Below are 16,494 nucleotides of genomic sequence, written 5' to 3' on the forward strand. Positions count from 1 at the left end.
TCGGTGCCCCCGTGAACACGCAGCGCGAGCCATACGATGCATGCGACTTGATCAGGGGAAGGGACTTCAGCCATGCGCAGGATCCTCATCGTCGGTGCCGGCCAATCCGGGCTCCAGCTCGGCCTGGGATTGCTCGCCCACGGCTACGACGTGACCGTGATGACCGAGCGCACGCCCGACGAGATACGCGCGGGCCGGGTGACCTCGACGCAGATCATGATGCCGTCGACGATCGCCCTCGAACGGCCGCACGGGCTGGACCTGTGGGCCGACCGGGTGCCGCCGATCGACCGGGCGGGCTTCACCATCCCCGGCCCGGACGGCACGCCCGTGGTGGACTGGCTGGGCGACCTGGGCGGCGCGCAGTCGGTGGACCAGCGGATGAAGATGCCCGCCTGGATGGAGCTGTTCGTGGCCCGGGGCGGCAACCTGGTGGTACACCCGGTCGCGGTGTCCGACATCGACTGGTTCACCCGCGCCTACGACCTCGTGGTGGTGGCCGCCGGCAAGGGCGAGTTGGTGTCGATGTTCGACCGGGACCACGAGAAGTCCGAATTCACCACCCCACAGCGGCAGTTGGCGGTCGCCTACTTCCACGGCGCGACGCCCAGGCCGGCGGTGGGACACGACGCGCTGCACGTCAACGCCATCCCCGAGGCGGGCGAGATCATCATGTTCCCGGGCCTGACCCTGTCCGGGCCGTGCGACATCATCCTGCTCGAGGCGATCCCCGGCGGACCGCTGGACGTATTCGGCGGCGTGCGCGACCCGCAGGCCTACTGGACGCTGATGCGCGACGTGGTCCGACAGTTCGCGCCGTGGGATCACGATCGGATCAGCCGAGCCGAACTCACCGACCCGATGTGCGTGCTCAGCGGCGGCTTCTCCCCCGTCGTGCGCAAGCCGGTCGCCCAACTCCCCTCCGGTGGAGTCGCCCTGGGCATCGGCGACGTACTGGTCACCAACGACCCGCTCAGCGGCCAGGGCGCCAACAACGCGGCGCGGGCCGCCGACCTGTACCTGAACGCGATCGTGGCGCACGGGGACCGGCCGTTCGACGCGGCCTGGATGGAGTCGCTCTTCGCCACGTTCTGGGAGCGCGCCCGGCACGGGGTGAAGTTCTCCACCGCCCTGCTCGGCGCCCCGCCGGAGCACGTGCAGATGCTGATGGGCGCGGGCAACGACTGCCCGGCCGTGTGCGACGCGATCATGAGCGCGTTCGACAACCCGGCGGAGTTCGAGGAGTTCATGTACGAGCCGGAGAAGACGAAGGCATTCCTGCACGGCGTCGGCGCGCTGTAGGACGATCGGCTCCCCGTCGTGGGGTCCGGCGACCGCGGGCCCCACGATCGGCACCGACGAGCGCACAAAGAAGGCCGGCCCGAGAGCTCACGCTCTCGGGCCGGTGCCGTCGTGCCCCGGGTGGGGGTGGGGACACGAACGGCCGGGGATCAGATCCCCGAACGGCTACAGACCCTGGGGGGGATTGGGCTGCGCCTGGCCCACTCGGAAAGGGGGGAGTCCCGTTGGTTCCGAATGGACCGTCGTTCTGAAGGCTAGTGAAAACCGTGGCCGAAGAACACCTGTCGACCCGACCGGATTGGGCCCGGGACGAGGGTTTAAGGCCCTCTTAAGAGTGAATCGTCGCCGAGATTCCGGGGGGCACACGACCAGTGACTCACAGTGAGAAGATCGGCGCCGTCGACAACCGGCCGAAGGCGCCGGGTCACTCAGCCGACACCGGTCCGGCGCCGGCCGCGCCGACTCTTACCGGCTCGACGACTGCGCCGGGTGACCGCGTCCGTACGGCCCGCACCCAGGCGCACGCTCACCTCCGCGCCGCCGAGCACCGAGCGGCCCAGGCCGACCTCTCCCCCGGTGGCCTCCGCGAGCCGGCGCACGATGTCCAGGCCCAGGCCGGTCGAGCCGTCGCCGCCCTGGCCGTGCCCGCGCCGCAGCGCGGTCTCCGGGTCGGCGATGCCGGGGCCGCCGTCGGCGACCAGCAGGATCACCGATTCCCGGCCCGCGTGCAGCGTGACCGAGAACGGCACCCCCTCCTCGGTGTGCCGGAACACGTTGCCCAACATCGCGTCCAGACCGGCCGCCAGGTCGCCCCGGGACACCGGGACCCGTACCGGCACCTCCGCGCCCACCAGCTGCCACGGGCGGTCCTCGTCCTCGGCCAGCGCGGACCAGAAGTCCATTCGGGCCCGCACCACCTCCGCCGCGTCGCAGCCCACCCGTTCGATGCTCGCGCTGGACCGCCGCGCGCCGCGGATCAACTCGTCCACCTCGCGCTCCAGTTGCGCCACCGCGTGCCGGGTCTGCTCGGCCACCGGATCCTCGCCGAGGGCCGCCGCGTTCAGCCGCAGCGCGGTCAGCGGGGTGCGCAGGCGATGCGACAGGTCGGCGGCCATCTCGCGCTCGTTGGCCAGCAGTTGCTCGACCCGATCGGCCATCGTGTTGAACGACGTGGCGGCCTCCTGGAGTTCGGAGGGGCCCTGCGGGGCGATCCGCGCCTCCAGGTCGCCCGTACCCAGCGACCGCGCGGCGGCGGCCAACGACCGGGCCGAGCGCACCACCTGCGCGCCGAGCCGGTCGGCCACCAGGACCGAACCGCCGACCAGGACCACCGCCACCCCGGTCAGCACCAGCCACGCGGTGCCCACGCCGTGGTCGAGATCGCCGTCCGGGACGTACACCTCGATCACCGTGATCCGCCCCTGATCCAGCACCACCGGCTGCAACAGCGCCCAGCCGCCGCCCGCCCGGACCCGGAACGAGCGGGCCGACTCGCGCGCGCCCGCCACGTTGTGCTCGCTCGCGCGCGGTCGCCCGAGCACCGACCCGTCGGGCAGGTGGATCGCGATCCGCCCGCCCGAACCGGCCGGCACACTCGCGATCGCCGGCTCCAGCGCGGCCCGGTCGGTGGTGATCACCAGCGCCGGCTGCAACGCGGCGGCCTGCCGCTCGGCATCGGTGAAGGTCCGGTCCGCGGCGATCTCCCGGATCACCAGCACCAGCGGGATCAGAAACGCCAGCGCCACCATCGTGGTCACCGCCAACGAGACCCGGACCAGCGTGCCGCGCAGCCCCCTCGGCGCCCGGGCCGGCCTCGGGCCGCGCTCCGACCTCGGGCCCCGGACGGACCCGCCGGCCCGCTCCGCCGCACCCGCCGCCCGACCACCCGACCGGCCCTCCCCGCGCCGCCCCGTCGCCCCGCGCCCGCCCGAGCGCAGTCTCACGCCGGAGGCTCCAGCTTCACCCCGACACCCCGCACGGTATGCAGATACCTCGGCTCCCGCGCCTTCTCGCCGAGCTTGCGGCGCAACCACGACAGGTGCACGTCGATGGTCTGGTCGTCCCCGTACGCCTGACCCCATACCTCGGCCAGGATCTCCCGTCGCGGCACCACCCGACCGGCCCGCGCGGCCAGGAACGCCAGCAGGTCGAACTCGCGCCGGGTCAGTTCCAGTTCGCGGCCGTCCAGGTGCGCCTCGCGGCGCCGGGTGTCGATCCGCAGGCCGCCGGTGGTGAACACCTCGGGTGTACTGCCGCCGCGCGCGCGGCGCAGCACGGCCGACAACCGGGCACCCAGATGCTCCCCGGAGAACGGCTTCGTCACATAGTCGTCGGCGCCGGCGTTGAGCAGCCGGACCACCTCCGCCTCGTCGTCCCGGGCGGTCGCGATGATCACCGGAACGTCGGATATGCCGCGCAACATCTTCAATGCCTCGGATCCGTCCAGATCCGGCAGGCCGAGATCCAGGATGACCACGTCGAACGAGTACTGGGCCACCTCGCGCAGCGCCTCCAGGGCGGTGCCCACGCTGCGCACCGCGTGGGAGGACGAGGTGAGGTAGCGGATCAGCGCCGAACGTACGAATTGGTCGTCCTCGACAACGAGCACCTGTGCCATGGTTCGGAACCGTACCCGTACGGTCCACTCCGTCCAGCCCGGGAGGGGCCCGTACGGTCCACTCCGTCCAGCCCGGGAGGGGCCCGTACGGTCCACTCCGTCCAGCCCGGGAGGGGCCCGCGACCTCGCCCCCACCCCGCCGGGGAGGGGTGGGCCCGGGGCGGGAGGATAGGGCTCGTGCGGAGAATCATCACGTCGATCTCGGTGTGGCTCGCGGTGACCGCGGTCGCCGTCGCGCTCTCCTGGTGGGGGGTGCGCAGCGTGCTGCGCGAGACCGTGTTCGAGCCGCCCCGGCCGCCGAGCCCGGTGGCCGGGAACGTACCGCCGCCCTCGGTGTCCACATCGCCGCCCACGCCCTCGGCGCCACCGACCTCCGAGGCGCCGGACCTGATCTCGGCGGTCAACCGCACTCCGCCGCCGACCTCGTCGTCCCCGCCCCCGACCACGACCCCACCGACCACGAAGGCCCCGCCCGCGCCGCCGCCCGCGCAGTTGCGGGAGCAACCGGCCGCGGCGGTGCAGAGCTTCGAGGTGCGCGGCGGTCGGGCGTCGTTCCGGTACCAGGCGACCACCGCGACGCTGATCGCCGCCACACCCAACTCGGGCTGGGCGGTCAAGGTGTGGCCGGGCGACCGGTGGATCCGGGTCGACTTCGTCCGACACGGACAGACCTCGTCGGTCTTCGTGGTGTGGAACGGGCACGACCCGATCGCCTCGACCTACGAGGACTGACGCCCCCGCGCCCCGCGACCCACCCGGCTCACAGGTCCTCCAGCACCTCGGCGGCCGTGGCGCGCAGACCCCGCGCGACCCGGGTGGCGGTGTTGTACGCCTCGTCGCCGCGCCCCTCGGAGAACGCGTTGGCCGCCTGGATCAGCCCCTGGGCGCCCTTGAGCGCGTCGACCGCCGCGGCGAGCAACGCCTCCCCGCGCGCGTCCTGGCCCGGTTCGCCCGCCATCCCGGCGAGTTGCCGGGTGAGCACGGTCAGCCGCATGTCGACGCCCCGGACACCGGCCAACGGCGCCGGCCGCGGGTCGCGCACGCTCGGCACGCCCTGACGCGACATCGACGCGCCCTCGGGGCCACCGCACAGCGGACACGTCTCGCCGAGCGCGAGCAGACCGCGCTCGGGGTGTCGCGGACACGGCGCCGAACGCGGCCGTGCGTCGGCCGCGTCCCGGGCCCGGCCGCGCCGTCGCCGGTTCTCGCAGAACAGGCACTTGTCCCGCGCGTCCTCGTCGACCGGGCCGTGCGGATGCTCGTTGCACAGCGTGGTCGGCGCCGGCGCGGTCAATTGACCGAGCAGACGCCGCGTGTTCGCCAACTGCTCGGCGATCGCGTCGTACGCCTCCGGCGGGCTGGTGTTGCCGAGGAGGTCGACCATCTCCATCAGGTTCTTGGTCGAGCGGACGAGTGCGTTCGTATCAGGTGCCACGCCTATGGACTGTAAATGATCGGCGGCCCGTCACCGCACGATCAGGACTTCGAGGGTGCGCGGCCCGTGCACCCCCTCGACCCGATTCAGCTCGATGTCGCTGGTCGCGGACGGCCCGGAGATCCAGGTCAGCGGTCGACCGGGGTCGAGTCGTTCGAGCGCCTGCGGCACCGAGGCGACCACGTCGGCGGCGCGAATCACACACAGGTGCCAGTCCGGCACCAGGGTCAACGCCCGACGGCCCTGGCCGGGCCCGGCGTCGAGCACGATCGTGCCGGTTTCGGCGATGCCGACGGCGGCGGCGGTGAGCACACCGTCGGCGGTGTCGAGGGCCGACGTGGTCAGCATGTCGGCGGGTTTGACGATCTCGGGCCTGTTATTAATACTATTGTCGTACAACTGCCCGTACACCCAGCCGTCCGCCAGGCACACCTCCTCGGCGAGCCCGGCCGTCCACGCCGCCGGCAGCCCCGCCGGGGTCACCAGGGTGCGGGCCCCGCGCCGCTCGACCGCCGCCGCGACCGCGTCCGCGAGGGCATCCTCGGCGACCTCGTGCACCACGGCCCGATAGTCGCGCAGGTGCTCGACGAACAGGTCGAGCACACCTTCGGCGACATGCGCCCGTGCGTAGTCGCGCACGACCGGGGAGTCGTCGTCGCTCGGCACGTCGGCGAGCGCCCGGCGGACCCGGGCCAGGATCGCTGCACGCGAACTCATCGGTCGTCCTCCTCGATCCGGTTCTTCTCCGCCGGCGGTTGCGCTGCAGCGGCCGGGGGCTGCTGCGGCAGCGCGCCGCGTTCGCGCACCCACCAGTCGCGGAAGGACTGCGCCGGCACCTCCGGCAGCGCCCGGCTGTCCGACCAGGCCGCACCCGGCCCGGGCGCGCGACGCGGCAACAACCGACGCGAGCGGGCCGCGACCCGCTGTACGGTACGCAGCCGCTTCGCGTCGTCGAGCACCCACTCGGCCGCCCGCATCGCCGCCCACTCGGCCCGGTGACCGCCGCCCTCGACCACCTGTTCGCGCAGGTGCACGAGCACCTCGGGGATGTCGATGGCGACCGGGCACACCTCGTAGCAGGCACCGCACAACGACGACGCGTAGGGCAGGGACGCGGTCTGCGGGTCCACCTTCCCGGTCGCCACACCCCGCAGTTGCGGCACCAGGATCGCGCCGATCGGCCCCGGGTACACCGACCCGTACGCGTGCCCCCCGGTGCGCTCGTACACCGGACACACGTTCAGGCAGGCCGAACACCGGATGCAGCGCAACGCCTGCCGCCCGGTGGTGTCGGCCAGCACGTCGGTACGGCCGTTGTCGAGCAGCACCAGGTGGAAGTCCTGCGGGCCGTCGCCGGGGGTGACGCCGGTCCACATCGAGGTGTACGGGTTCATCCGCTCCCCGGTCGAACTCCTGGGCAGGAGTTGCAGGAACACCTCCAGATCGGCCCAGGTCGGCACCACCTTCTCGATGCCGACCACGGAGATCAGCGTCTCGGGCAGGGTCAGACACATCCGCCCGTTGCCCTCCGACTCGACCACGACCAGCGTGCCGGTCTCGGCGACCAGGAAGTTCGCGCCGGACACCGCGACCTTCGCGGACAGGAAGCGCTCCCGCAGGTGTCGCCGCGCGGCCTCGGCCAGCGCGGCCGGCTCGTCGGTCAGCCCGGGCGGCGCCGGTACCCCCCACTCGGCCATCTCCCGGACGAAGATCTCCCGGATCTCGGCCCGGTTGCGGTGGATGGCCGGCACCAGGATGTGCGACGGAAGGTCGTCGCCCAACTGCACGATCAACTCGGCCAGATCGGTCTCGTAGGCCCGAATACCCTCGGCGGCCAACGCCTCGTTCAGCCCGATCTCCTGGGTGACCATCGACTTGACCTTGACCACCTCGGTCTCCCCGGTGGCCCGAACCAGATCGGCGACGATGCGATTCGCCTCCGCCGCGTCCGCCGCCCAGTGCACGGTGCCTCCGGCGGCGGTGACGGCCGCCTCGGCGGCGACGAGGTACTCGTCGAGCCGACGCAACGTACGATCCTTGATCGCCGCCCCGGCGGCCCGAAGCTCGCCCCAGTCGGAAAGCTCACCGACCACATGGGCTCGTTTGTCGCGAATGGTATGAGTGGCCTTGCGCAAATTATGCCGAAGCTGAGGATTCGACACGGCAGATCGAGCAGCCTCGGGAAACGGCGGCATACCCAAAAACGTAGGCGATGAGGTCATAACCAAAGCTTTCCGATCAACGGGTCGAGGAAATTCGGCTCACAGGCCATAAAGGCCGCACCGCTGCCCCGAAAACCGCAGCCGGTACGACCGAAGCAACGGGTGGAGCGGGCGGGTAAACAATCCCTAACCCGCCGTCGAGGCGAGAATCTCCGCCAGGTGCACAACGCGCATGCCGGTCCGCTGACGATCCATCAGCCCACCGATGTGCATCAGGCACGAGTTGTCCGCCGCGCACAGCACCTCCGCCCCCGTCCCCGCCGCGTGCCGCACCTTGTCGGCGCCCATCGCGGTGGACACGTCCGGGTTCTTCACCGCGAAGGTGCCGCCGAAGCCGCAACACTCCTCCTCGCCCGGCAGGTCGACCAGTTCCAGACCCCGCACCTCGCGAAGCAGCGCGGTCGGCCGGTCACCCAGGCCCAGGAGGCGGCGGGAGTGGCAGGTGGGGTGGTAGACGACCCGGTGCGGGAAGTAGGCGCCGACGTCGGTGACGCCGAGCACGTCCACGATGAACTCGGTGAGGTCGTATACCTTCGGGACCACGGCCGCGACCCGGGCCGACAACCCGGGATCGGCCGCGCGGGCCGCGGCGCGCGGGTGGTTGTCCCGAATCATCGCGCCGCAGGACCCGGACGGGGTGACCACCGCGTCGTAGCCGGCGAAGGTGTCCGCGAACCCGGCCACCATCGGCTCGATCCGCTTTCCGTAGCCGGTATTCCAGTGCATCTGGCCGCAGCACGTCTGCGCGGTGGGGAAGTCCACGGTGCAGCCGAGCCGTTCCAGGAGGCGGACGACGGCCTGCCCCGTGCGGGGGTAGAGCGTGTCGTTGACGCAGGTGATGAACAGCCCGACGCGCATGCGTGCGGCCTCCTCGCGACTGTCGAATCATGTGGTCTGACCACACTGTGGTGTGCTCACGCTAAGGGCATGGCATCCTTGGCCACAAGACACCCCCCGATTCGCGATTCGCGACGCCCGCATCCGAGGAGCCCCCGTGACAGACGGCCCCGACTGGCGTCCGGTCAAGCGTGTACGCGCATTCGAGGAGGTCGTGGCGCAGATCGAGGAGCAGATCGCGAGCGGCCGACTGCGCGCCGGCGACAAGCTCCCCGGCGAGCGCGCGCTGGCTGCCGCGCTCGGGGTCAGCCGCCCCTCGGTGCGCGAGGCGATGCGGGTCCTGGAGGCCATGGGCGTGCTGGTGGCCAACCCGGGCAGCGGCCCGGAGGCGGGGGCGATCCTGGCCGGCTCGGCGGGCCCGGCGCTGACCGGCGTCCTCGGGCTGCACCTGGGACTGGCCAACTTCGCCGTGGACGACGTGGTGGAGACCCGGCTGCTGATCGAGTCGTGGGCGGTCGAGGGCGCGGCGCGACATGCGGGCGAGGCCGACCTCGACCGGCTGCGCGCGATCGTGGCCGCGATGGACGACCCGAACCTGTCCCCGGAGCGGTTCAACGAACTGGACACCGAGTTCCACACCACGATCGCGGAGTTGTCGGGGAACGCGCTGGTGACCACGTTCATGCGCGCGCTGCGCGACACCGTACGTCGGCACCAGCGCCGCGCGGTGGCCGAACTGGGGCCGGACACGGGCGCGTTGCGCGCGGATCACCGGGCCATCCTGGCCGCGATCGTGGCCCGCGACCCGCGCGCCGCGGCCGATGCGGTGGCCGCGCATCTGCGCCGCGCCTACCCGCAGGTGTCCCGGGTCCGCGAAGACGCACCCTCCCCGGAGAACTGACGAACCGTCAACGGCCCGGCCCAAATAGCTGACGAACCGTCATCGACCGCGTGTGATAAGGCGATCCGTCGACGGGTCGGCGACGGGGGTGGGTTGTCGGCGGCCCGCTCGCGCGGACTTCGGGCAAAGCGCGCAACGCTCTGGTGACACGGCGCTCCGGCCCGGCATACTGCGCGGCAACGTACAGCGCAGGAGGTCGCGAGGATGCTCGGGCACGACCGGATCGACGCGGAAACCTACCACCGGGACATCGTCCCCGGATTGCTCATCGGCGCGCACGGCAAACGGGCCGAGGCGGGCCTCGCCGGGCTCGACCCGCTCGGTCTGCGGATCGGCGCCGGCGCGTGGACCTATCGCGCGGACGACTCCCGACTGCGCGTCGTGGAGGGGATCGACCCGGACGCCGGCTGCGTGGTGCGACTGTCCCCCGACGCCTGGACCGACCTGGTCACCCTGCTGCGCACCGCCGCGGCGCTGGCCATCGCGGGCGAGGTGCACACCGAACACGGCACGGTGCTCGACCTGTTCCGTTGGGAACCGGCGTTGCGGGCGCTCTACCAGGGCATCGAGATCTACCTGCCGCAGGGCCCGGAGTTGTACGACCGGCACGGCGCACCGGTGGACCCGGCGGCCGAACTCACCCTCGACCGCTCCGATCGGGAACTCGCCGAACACTTCGAGGCGACCGGGGTGATGCGGGTGCGCGGGGTGTTCTCCGCCGCCGAGATCGCGGTCCTGAACGCGGAGGTGGACCGGCTCGCCGCCGAGGCCCGGCCGGACGACGACCGGTCCTGGTGGGCGGAGACCGAGTCGGGTGAGGCGGTGTTGTGCCGGATCGTGTACGCGAGCGAACGGTCGGCGCCGATCGGCGAGTTGGCCCGCGATCCGCGCCTGGTCCGGCTGGCCGGTCTGCTGCACGACGACCTGGCCGCGTCCATGGACCGGATGGAGGGGGTCTCCGTCCTGCTCAAGCCGGCGGGTCGGCTCAAGGGCCTCGCCAACATCCCCTGGCACACCGACTGCGGTCTCGGCGGCCACCACATCATGTGCCCGTCGGTGGCGATCGGCATCCAACTGACCGGCTCCTCCGCCGAGACCGGCTACCTGGAGGCGATCCCCGGCTCGCACGGGCGCACCTGCCCGCAACCGACGCAGGAGGAACTGGCGAGCCTGCCCTATGTCGCGGTGCCGACCGAGCCGGGCGATGTGACGGTGCACGTGGCCGACGTACTGCACGCGTCGCCGCCGCCCGCCGGGGTGGGCGGGCGGCGCACGATGTACGTCACCTTCCGGCCGCCGACGCTGTTCGAGCAGGTCGGACCGGGTGAGGCGGTCAACGACCTGATCCGCAGTCGTACGGCGAGTGAGTTGGAGGCCGGCCTGGGCCGGTGAGTCCGCCCCTCGGGGCGGGTGGGCGCGGGGACTGCGCCGGGCGGGACGGGTGCGGGGATCGCACGTGGTGGGACGGGCGCGGGGACTGCGCCTGGCGGGACGGGCGCGGGGACGCGTGTACTCATCGACCGGCATCGGCACTCCGTGTGCCGCAATGGGCGCTCGGCAATCGGCGCTCGGCAATCGATGTTCGGCGTTCGGCGCTCACCGGTTCCGGACGACACCCGCCGGTTCGACGCTGAGGATCCGGTCCAAATGGGTGATTCGCAACACCCGCGCCGGCTGCGGACCGACACCGCACACCACGATGCCCCCGTCCCGGTCGCGCAGTCGGCGGTAGCCGTAGACCAGGCTGCCCAGGCCGGACGAGTCGATGAACGGCACCCCCGACAGGTCGATCCGCAGGCTGCGCGCGCCCTCGTCGACGAGGCGGTCCACCGCCTGGCGGAAGGCCGGTGCCGCGGTCATGTCCATGTCGCCGTGTACGGACACGATGCCACCGAGGTCGGCCTCCAGGGCCGTGTGCACCACGCACGGTCTGGCCGAGAACGATGTGTGATCCACGTCGTCCGGCGGGAGATCGTCAAGGCTCATGGGGATCACTCCACACGGTCGAGTGTCGGTTCGGTCGCGCGGCACGCGACCGCTCGCTACGATGCGCGCGGCCCGGGACGAACCCCCACATCCATCCCGGAACGCAGGACCGCATCGGCACCCTACTCGCCGCATCGGTCGCTCGTGGACCGTCTTCCCCTATAGGTGTGATTCCGTCGGAAGCCGCCCGCGGCCGACCCCGGCGGTCGTACCGTGAAGGTTGCGCGAGCGCCGGCGCGAGTCGGCTCGAAACGCACGGACGCAAGGGATTCCGTAGCCATGACCGGACCACGCCCCTCAAGCGATGAGCGGGGCAGTAACACTCACGAGCCGGCCGCCGCTCGGCGGAGCAACGGCTTCGAGCCACCGCACGCCCTCGACGAGACGGCGCCGCCCGGCTGGTCACCGGCCGAGGTGCTCGACGAGAGCGACACCGGCGTGATCGTGTTCACCGCCGAGGGCACCGTGTGCCACGTCAACCCCGCGGCCGCGCGCCTGCTGCCCGACTGTGCGGTGGGCACCGCCTTCCCGACCCTGCCCGCGACCGGGACCACCTGGCGCGGCGAGGTCGACGATCGGCGCGTGCAGGGGCGGCGAGCGCTCCTGAGCGGCGGACACTACGCCTGGTACGTCCGCGACACCACGGCCGAACGGCGGCGCGAGGACGCGCTGTTGGCCGAGCGGCGGCGCAAGGTCTTCCTCGCCGAGGCGGGCCGGATGTTGTCCGCGACCACTCACCCGCGCCGGCTGACCGATCTGGTCACCACGCTGCCCGCGCCCGAACTGGCCGACTGGGTGGCGCTGTCCGTGCCGAGCATGGAGGACGGCCGGATGCGCACCACCTACGCGCCCGCCACCGGCACCCCGATCGCCCGGGTGACCACCGGCCTGGGCACGGCGTGGACGGCCCCGGCGGGCGTCGGCCGGGTGTTGCGTACCCGCAGGCAGGAACTGCATCCGCTGATGGATCGCGAACTGCTCGGCCGCCTGGTGCCGGACGACGCGGTCGCGGACCTGCTCGCCGTCGACGCGCGGTGCGCGCTCGTGGTCCCGGTGCCCACCGACGACGACGCGCCGTCCGTACTGACGTTCGTGCGCTCGGCGACCTCGGAGCCGTTCGCCGAGGAGGAGATCGCACTCGCCGTGGACTACGCCGAACGGGTGGGCGTGGCGCTGCGCACCTCGCGGCTGTACGTCGAGCAGGACCGGCGCACCCTGCTGCTCGCCCGGGCCCTCGTCCCGGGCCCGCTGCCCGAGGTGCCCGGCGCGCGGATCGCCGCCCGCTATCGGCCGGTGTCGCTGACCAACGGTCTGGGCGGCGACTTCTACGCCGTGCATCCCACCCCGGTCGACGGCACGTGGGCGTTCTCCGTCGGCGACGTGTGCGGACGCGGCACGCCCGTGGGCATGTTCAGCTCGCGCTCGCTGCTGATACTGCGCACGGCGGCGAGCGCGGGTTGCGCTCCCGCGCATCGGATGGCGCTGCTCGACGCGGAACTCACCCTCGGCGATCCCTCGTTGGTGCTGACCGCGATCACCGGGGACTGCTCGGTGCATCCGGACGGCTCCGCCCGGGTGCGGCTGACCTGCGCCGGGCATCCGCCGCCGCTGTGGATGGACCCGGCGGGGCGGGTGGCCGCGATGGCGTTCACCGATCCGCTGGTGGCGGGCATCCCGGGCACCGTGTTCGGCGAACGGGAACTGCCGTTGCCGGCCGGGTCGACGCTGCTCCTGTACAGCGACGGGGTCACCGAGGCGCGGGACGCGGACGGCGAGGCGTACGGGGTGGAGGCGTTGCGGCACGACCTCGCCTCGTGTGCGGGCATGCCGGTGGAGGCGCTGGTGGAGCGCCTGGAACAGCGGCTGTTGGCGCATCTCGGCGACGCCCCGGTGATCGACGACGTGGTGCTGTTGGCCATTCACATCCCCTATCGGGACGACCATGAGGCGCTGCCGATCCTGGCCGAGCCGGGTCGTCCCGGTCCCGACGAGCATCCGGACGGCGCATGACGCACGTGGTCTCCGACGAACTCGACCTGTTCCTCGCACACTTGGGCCGAGCCGACGAGGTCGAGGCACTGAACCTGGTCCGCAACCTGCTGGGCAAGGGGGTGCCGGGCGAGGAGGTGTTGACGGATCTGGTGATCCCGGCGCTGCGGGTGGTGGGCGAGCGGTGGGCGACGGGCGAGTGGACGGTGGCGCGTGAGCACTCCGCCTCGCACGTCACGGGTCGGGTGGTGCACCTGGTCGCGGACGCGACGCCGCGGCCGCGTTCGCAGACCCGGATCGTGGTGTGCTGCGCACAGGGCGACTGGCACGGGCTCGCGTCCCGGATCCTGGCCGCGCTGTTGCGGCTGCGCGGGATCGACACCACGGTGTTGCCACCGGGTACGGGTGCGGGCGAACTGGCCCGGGTGGTGCCCGACTCGGGCGCCGGGTCGGTGGTGCTGAGTTGTACGGTCTCCACCGCACTACCGGGCGCGCGGGCGATGGTGGAGGTGGCCCGCCGGGTCGGCGTGCCGGTGCTGGTGGGCGGTCCCGGCTTCGGCCCGAACGGCCGCTGGGCGGGTGTCGTCGGCGCGAACGGCTGGGCGCCGGACGCGGAACGCGCCGCCGAGATGTTGACCGGCCCCGACTGGCCGACCGTCACCACGCCGGCCCCGCGCCTGCGCCACCTGTCCGACCCGACCCACGACGGCGTCGGCCTGCTGCGCACCCCGCTGGTCGCCGCGGGCATGTCGGCGCTGGCCTCGATCGAGGGTGAACGCTCGGACACCACCATGCGCGACGGCCTGGCCAGTGCGGTCGACACACTCGCCGTCTCGCTGTTCCTGGACGACGACGCGCTGTTCGTCGATTTCACCCGGTGGTTCGTCGACGTACTGGGCCACCGACGCGTGCCCAGCGAGGCACTGGCCGCCGCCTACCGGGCCTTCGCCACGCGCCTGACCCACGTCCCCGGCGCGAGCGCCACACTGACGGCGGCCGGGGCGGTGTTGTAGGGCGCGGTGGTGGAGGGCGGGGTTTGTGGCGGGGTCTGTAGGGCGGTGCCGGAGCCGGTCAGCCCGCGGCGCTCAGGTCCTCGTCCGTGGGGGCGTCTTCGGACAGGGCTTCGGTGAGGTCCGGGTGTACGTCGAAGAGGCGGCGCAGGCCCAGGGCGGTGAAGACGCGGTTGACGTGGTGATCGTTGTTGCCGGGCATCACCAGCCGCAACGAGCCGCCGGTGGAGCGCAGTAGTCGGCGGGCCGCGACGAGGGTGCCGATGCCGGTGGAATCGAGGAATTCGACCCGGGTGAGTTCGAGGACGATCCGATGATCGCCCTCGGCGACCGCGCGTCTGACGTGTTCACGGAGTTCGGGGACGACGGCGTAGTCGACCTCCCCGAGGACGTGCAGCACGGTCCAGCCCTGGAGATCGTCCTTGATCACCTGAAGAGTCACGCGCCGGCAGTCCCCTCGCCCATGGTGTCCCGAGCCGCGCGAGACAGGGCGGCCGGAGCGATCGGCGGACCCGTCCCCCCAGCGGATGGCACCGACGGATCCGGGCGGGACCTGGACACGTGGCTCGGGAGCCGGGTGGTCGGCCCGGCCTGTGACCTACCGTAGTGGGCCGCAGGAACCGGGGCAGTGACGATCCGGTCACGTACGGGTCTCGGTTGCAGCGTACACGGATCGTCCCGGGCCCTTCCCGGAGTGGCGGCGCTCGCCCGATCGACCGCGCCGATGACGCAACGTCACCTGCCGTCACCTCGGCTCGCAACGCGGCGGGGGCGGTGCGACGTTCAGCGGGTCGGCCACGGCACATCCGCGACCACGGTGCACGACCCCGGCGCGATCTCGGTGAAGCCGGCGTCGCGAACCACGGGCCGGCCGCTGCCGGCCAGCGCGGGCCATGCGGTGGGGTCGGCGACCCGAACCGCGAGGTCGAAGTCCCGCGCGGCCCACTCCTTCCGCGCGCCCGGACCGAGCCCCATCCAGGCGATGTGCGCGCCGTGCCCGACCTGCGCCATGGCCTTGCCGGCGGTCATCTCCAGAGACGGGTTCAACCACAACACCGGCTGCCCGGGATCGGCGGCGGGCGGCGCGACCGGCTCGTCCAGGTCGGTGCCGGAGACCTGCAACTTGGCCAGATCCTTGGGCCATCCGTCCAGCGGGATGGGCGGGTACACCCGGACCTCGGCGGTGCGGCGGACCACGGTGATCCCGGGCAGGGCCCCGGCACGACGCCACTCACCGCCGCGCGCCCGGCGCACCACCTTGCGGATCCGATGCCCCTGCCAGGCCTCGACGACGTCGTGCCACTCCCCTTCGGGGTCGGTGGAGCGCACGTCGGCAAGCAGGACGAGGACGGCCCGCGCCGCGGCTTCGAGCGCGTCGGTACGGGCCGGGGGTTCGTCCTTCTCGATGTGGGCGACGAGGGGGAGAACGTATTCGATGGAACTCACGCCTCCGATCATGCCGTGCTCGCGGCCACATGGCCTCGCCGGGCGGGTGGGGCGGGTCGGGTGGGTGGTGCTGCCCACCCGCCCACCCGTTACGCCGGGTGCGGAGGCTGGACTTCCACAAGCATCGGCCGAGACCAACCCGGCCCCACACCCCGAACCGTCGGGCACGCCGCGGATGCCCAGGCCCACATGGCGCGTTGGACGGGCGGGCACAGGGGTCGGTCGGGTTCCGGCACCTGTTGGGCAACTCGGCTGCTTCCGGCACGCGTTGCGCTTTCGGCTGCGGAGGCTGGTGCGGGGCCGGTCGCGGGGCCGGTCGCGGGGCCGGTCGCGGGGCTCCGAGCCTTGGGGCGCCCGGCGAGGCGAGCGTGTTGATTGGCGAAACCGGCCGGCAGCGGCCGGCGGGGTGGTGATCGGGTCGAGTCCTCCGGGCGGCGTTCCCGAGTGGGTCGGGTGTTTCCGGCGGGCGTTGTGCTGTTGGTTGGGGGTGGCTGGTGTGGGGCTGGTCCGGGTCGTGGGGTTGGCCGCCGCCGGTGGGGGCTTCGGGGTGTGGGGTTTCGTCGAGGCGGGTGCCCGGGTCGGGGTGAAAAGCGACCAGCGGCGGGTGGCGGGGTGGGGGGTCGGGTTGGGTTCCGCCGGTCGTGCGTTTCCGAGTGGGGCGGGTTTGTTTCGGCGTGCGTTGCGCCTTTGGTTGCGGGTGGCCGGTGCGGGGTTGATCAGAGTCCGTGATGGGCCGCTGCCGGCGTCCG

Annotated in this window: 15 protein-coding genes; 6 read left to right on the forward strand and 9 right to left on the reverse strand. The window is 72.4% G+C overall.

Going from position 1 to position 16,494, the window contains the following annotated elements; all coding sequences use genetic code 11:
- Window positions 1-72 precede the first annotated feature (72 nt).
- Entirely contained in the window at window positions 73-1,302 is a 1,230-nt protein-coding gene (locus tag ACFXKZ_RS10585; RefSeq protein ID WP_379998628.1) for a styrene monooxygenase/indole monooxygenase family protein, read from the forward strand.
- Between the two features lie 428 nt (window positions 1,303-1,730).
- Here the strand turns inward: ACFXKZ_RS10585 and ACFXKZ_RS10590 are convergent, their stop codons facing one another.
- On the reverse strand, window positions 1,731-3,092 hold the full coding sequence (locus ACFXKZ_RS10590) for a sensor histidine kinase (RefSeq protein WP_379998710.1): 1,362 nt from the start codon (window positions 3,090-3,092) through the stop codon (window positions 1,731-1,733).
- A 149-nt stretch (window positions 3,093-3,241) separates the two neighbouring features.
- Window positions 3,242-3,919 carry a response regulator transcription factor gene (locus ACFXKZ_RS10595; protein WP_126635589.1) on the reverse strand — a complete coding sequence of 226 codons (678 nt, stop codon included), beginning with the start codon at window positions 3,917-3,919 and terminating at the stop codon, window positions 3,242-3,244.
- Between the two features lie 177 nt (window positions 3,920-4,096).
- Between ACFXKZ_RS10595 and ACFXKZ_RS10600 the strand changes: the two genes are divergently transcribed.
- Window positions 4,097-4,651: a hypothetical protein gene (locus ACFXKZ_RS10600; protein ID WP_379998630.1), complete on the forward strand. Its 555-nt coding sequence runs from the start codon at window positions 4,097-4,099 to the stop codon at window positions 4,649-4,651.
- 28 nt (window positions 4,652-4,679) lie between these two features.
- Here ACFXKZ_RS10600 and ACFXKZ_RS10605 read toward each other — a convergent pair whose 3' ends face one another.
- From ACFXKZ_RS10605 to ACFXKZ_RS10620, 4 genes are all read right to left on the reverse strand, one after another.
- Entirely contained in the window at window positions 4,680-5,354 is a 675-nt protein-coding gene (locus ACFXKZ_RS10605) for a hypothetical protein (protein ID WP_379998632.1), read from the reverse strand.
- Between the two features lie 30 nt (window positions 5,355-5,384).
- Window positions 5,385-6,071, reverse strand: a complete 687-nt coding sequence (locus tag ACFXKZ_RS10610; RefSeq protein WP_379998634.1) for a lactate utilization protein C — start codon at window positions 6,069-6,071, stop codon at window positions 5,385-5,387.
- Window positions 6,068-7,576, reverse strand: coding sequence for a lactate utilization protein B (locus ACFXKZ_RS10615; RefSeq protein WP_379998636.1), 1,509 nt, complete (start codon window positions 7,574-7,576; stop codon window positions 6,068-6,070). The genes ACFXKZ_RS10610 and ACFXKZ_RS10615 overlap by 4 nt, the downstream gene beginning before the upstream one ends.
- Window positions 7,577-7,702: 126 nt before the next feature.
- A complete protein-coding gene (locus ACFXKZ_RS10620; protein WP_126635586.1) occupies window positions 7,703-8,434 on the reverse strand; it encodes a (Fe-S)-binding protein in 732 nt (243 codons plus the stop codon).
- Between the two features lie 136 nt (window positions 8,435-8,570).
- Here ACFXKZ_RS10620 and ACFXKZ_RS10625 point away from each other — a divergent pair, with 136 nt between their 5' ends.
- Window positions 8,571-9,314 carry a FadR/GntR family transcriptional regulator gene (locus ACFXKZ_RS10625; protein WP_379998638.1) on the forward strand — a complete coding sequence of 248 codons (744 nt, stop codon included), beginning with the start codon at window positions 8,571-8,573 and terminating at the stop codon, window positions 9,312-9,314.
- A 204-nt stretch (window positions 9,315-9,518) separates the two neighbouring features.
- The gene (locus ACFXKZ_RS10630) at window positions 9,519-10,706 is read left to right on the forward strand and encodes a phytanoyl-CoA dioxygenase family protein (protein WP_379998640.1); all 1,188 of its coding nucleotides are present in this window, start codon (window positions 9,519-9,521) and stop codon (window positions 10,704-10,706) included.
- Between the two features lie 204 nt (window positions 10,707-10,910).
- Here the strand turns inward: ACFXKZ_RS10630 and ACFXKZ_RS10635 are convergent, their stop codons facing one another.
- A complete protein-coding gene (locus ACFXKZ_RS10635) occupies window positions 10,911-11,300 on the reverse strand; it encodes an STAS domain-containing protein (RefSeq protein WP_379998642.1) in 390 nt (129 codons plus the stop codon).
- Between the two features lie 279 nt (window positions 11,301-11,579).
- Here ACFXKZ_RS10635 and ACFXKZ_RS10640 point away from each other — a divergent pair, with 279 nt between their 5' ends.
- Window positions 11,580-13,310 (forward strand): SpoIIE family protein phosphatase, encoded by a 1,731-nt coding sequence (locus ACFXKZ_RS10640; protein ID WP_379998644.1) that lies wholly within the window; start codon window positions 11,580-11,582, stop codon window positions 13,308-13,310.
- The gene (locus tag ACFXKZ_RS10645) at window positions 13,307-14,302 is read left to right on the forward strand and encodes a B12-binding domain-containing protein (protein WP_379998646.1); all 996 of its coding nucleotides are present in this window, start codon (window positions 13,307-13,309) and stop codon (window positions 14,300-14,302) included. Before ACFXKZ_RS10640 ends, ACFXKZ_RS10645 begins: the two co-directional genes overlap by 4 nt.
- Before the next feature lie 58 nt (window positions 14,303-14,360).
- Here ACFXKZ_RS10645 and ACFXKZ_RS10650 read toward each other — a convergent pair whose 3' ends face one another.
- The gene (locus ACFXKZ_RS10650) at window positions 14,361-14,741 is read right to left on the reverse strand and encodes an STAS domain-containing protein (protein WP_379998648.1); all 381 of its coding nucleotides are present in this window, start codon (window positions 14,739-14,741) and stop codon (window positions 14,361-14,363) included.
- 341 nt (window positions 14,742-15,082) lie between these two features.
- Window positions 15,083-15,757, reverse strand: a complete 675-nt coding sequence (locus tag ACFXKZ_RS10655; RefSeq protein ID WP_379998651.1) for a peptidyl-tRNA hydrolase — start codon at window positions 15,755-15,757, stop codon at window positions 15,083-15,085.
- Window positions 15,758-16,494: the final 737 nt, after the last annotated feature.

Source organism: Embleya sp. NPDC059237, from assembly GCF_042754105.1.
In the GTDB taxonomy this organism is placed as follows: Bacteria; Actinomycetota; Actinomycetes; order Streptomycetales; family Streptomycetaceae; genus Embleya.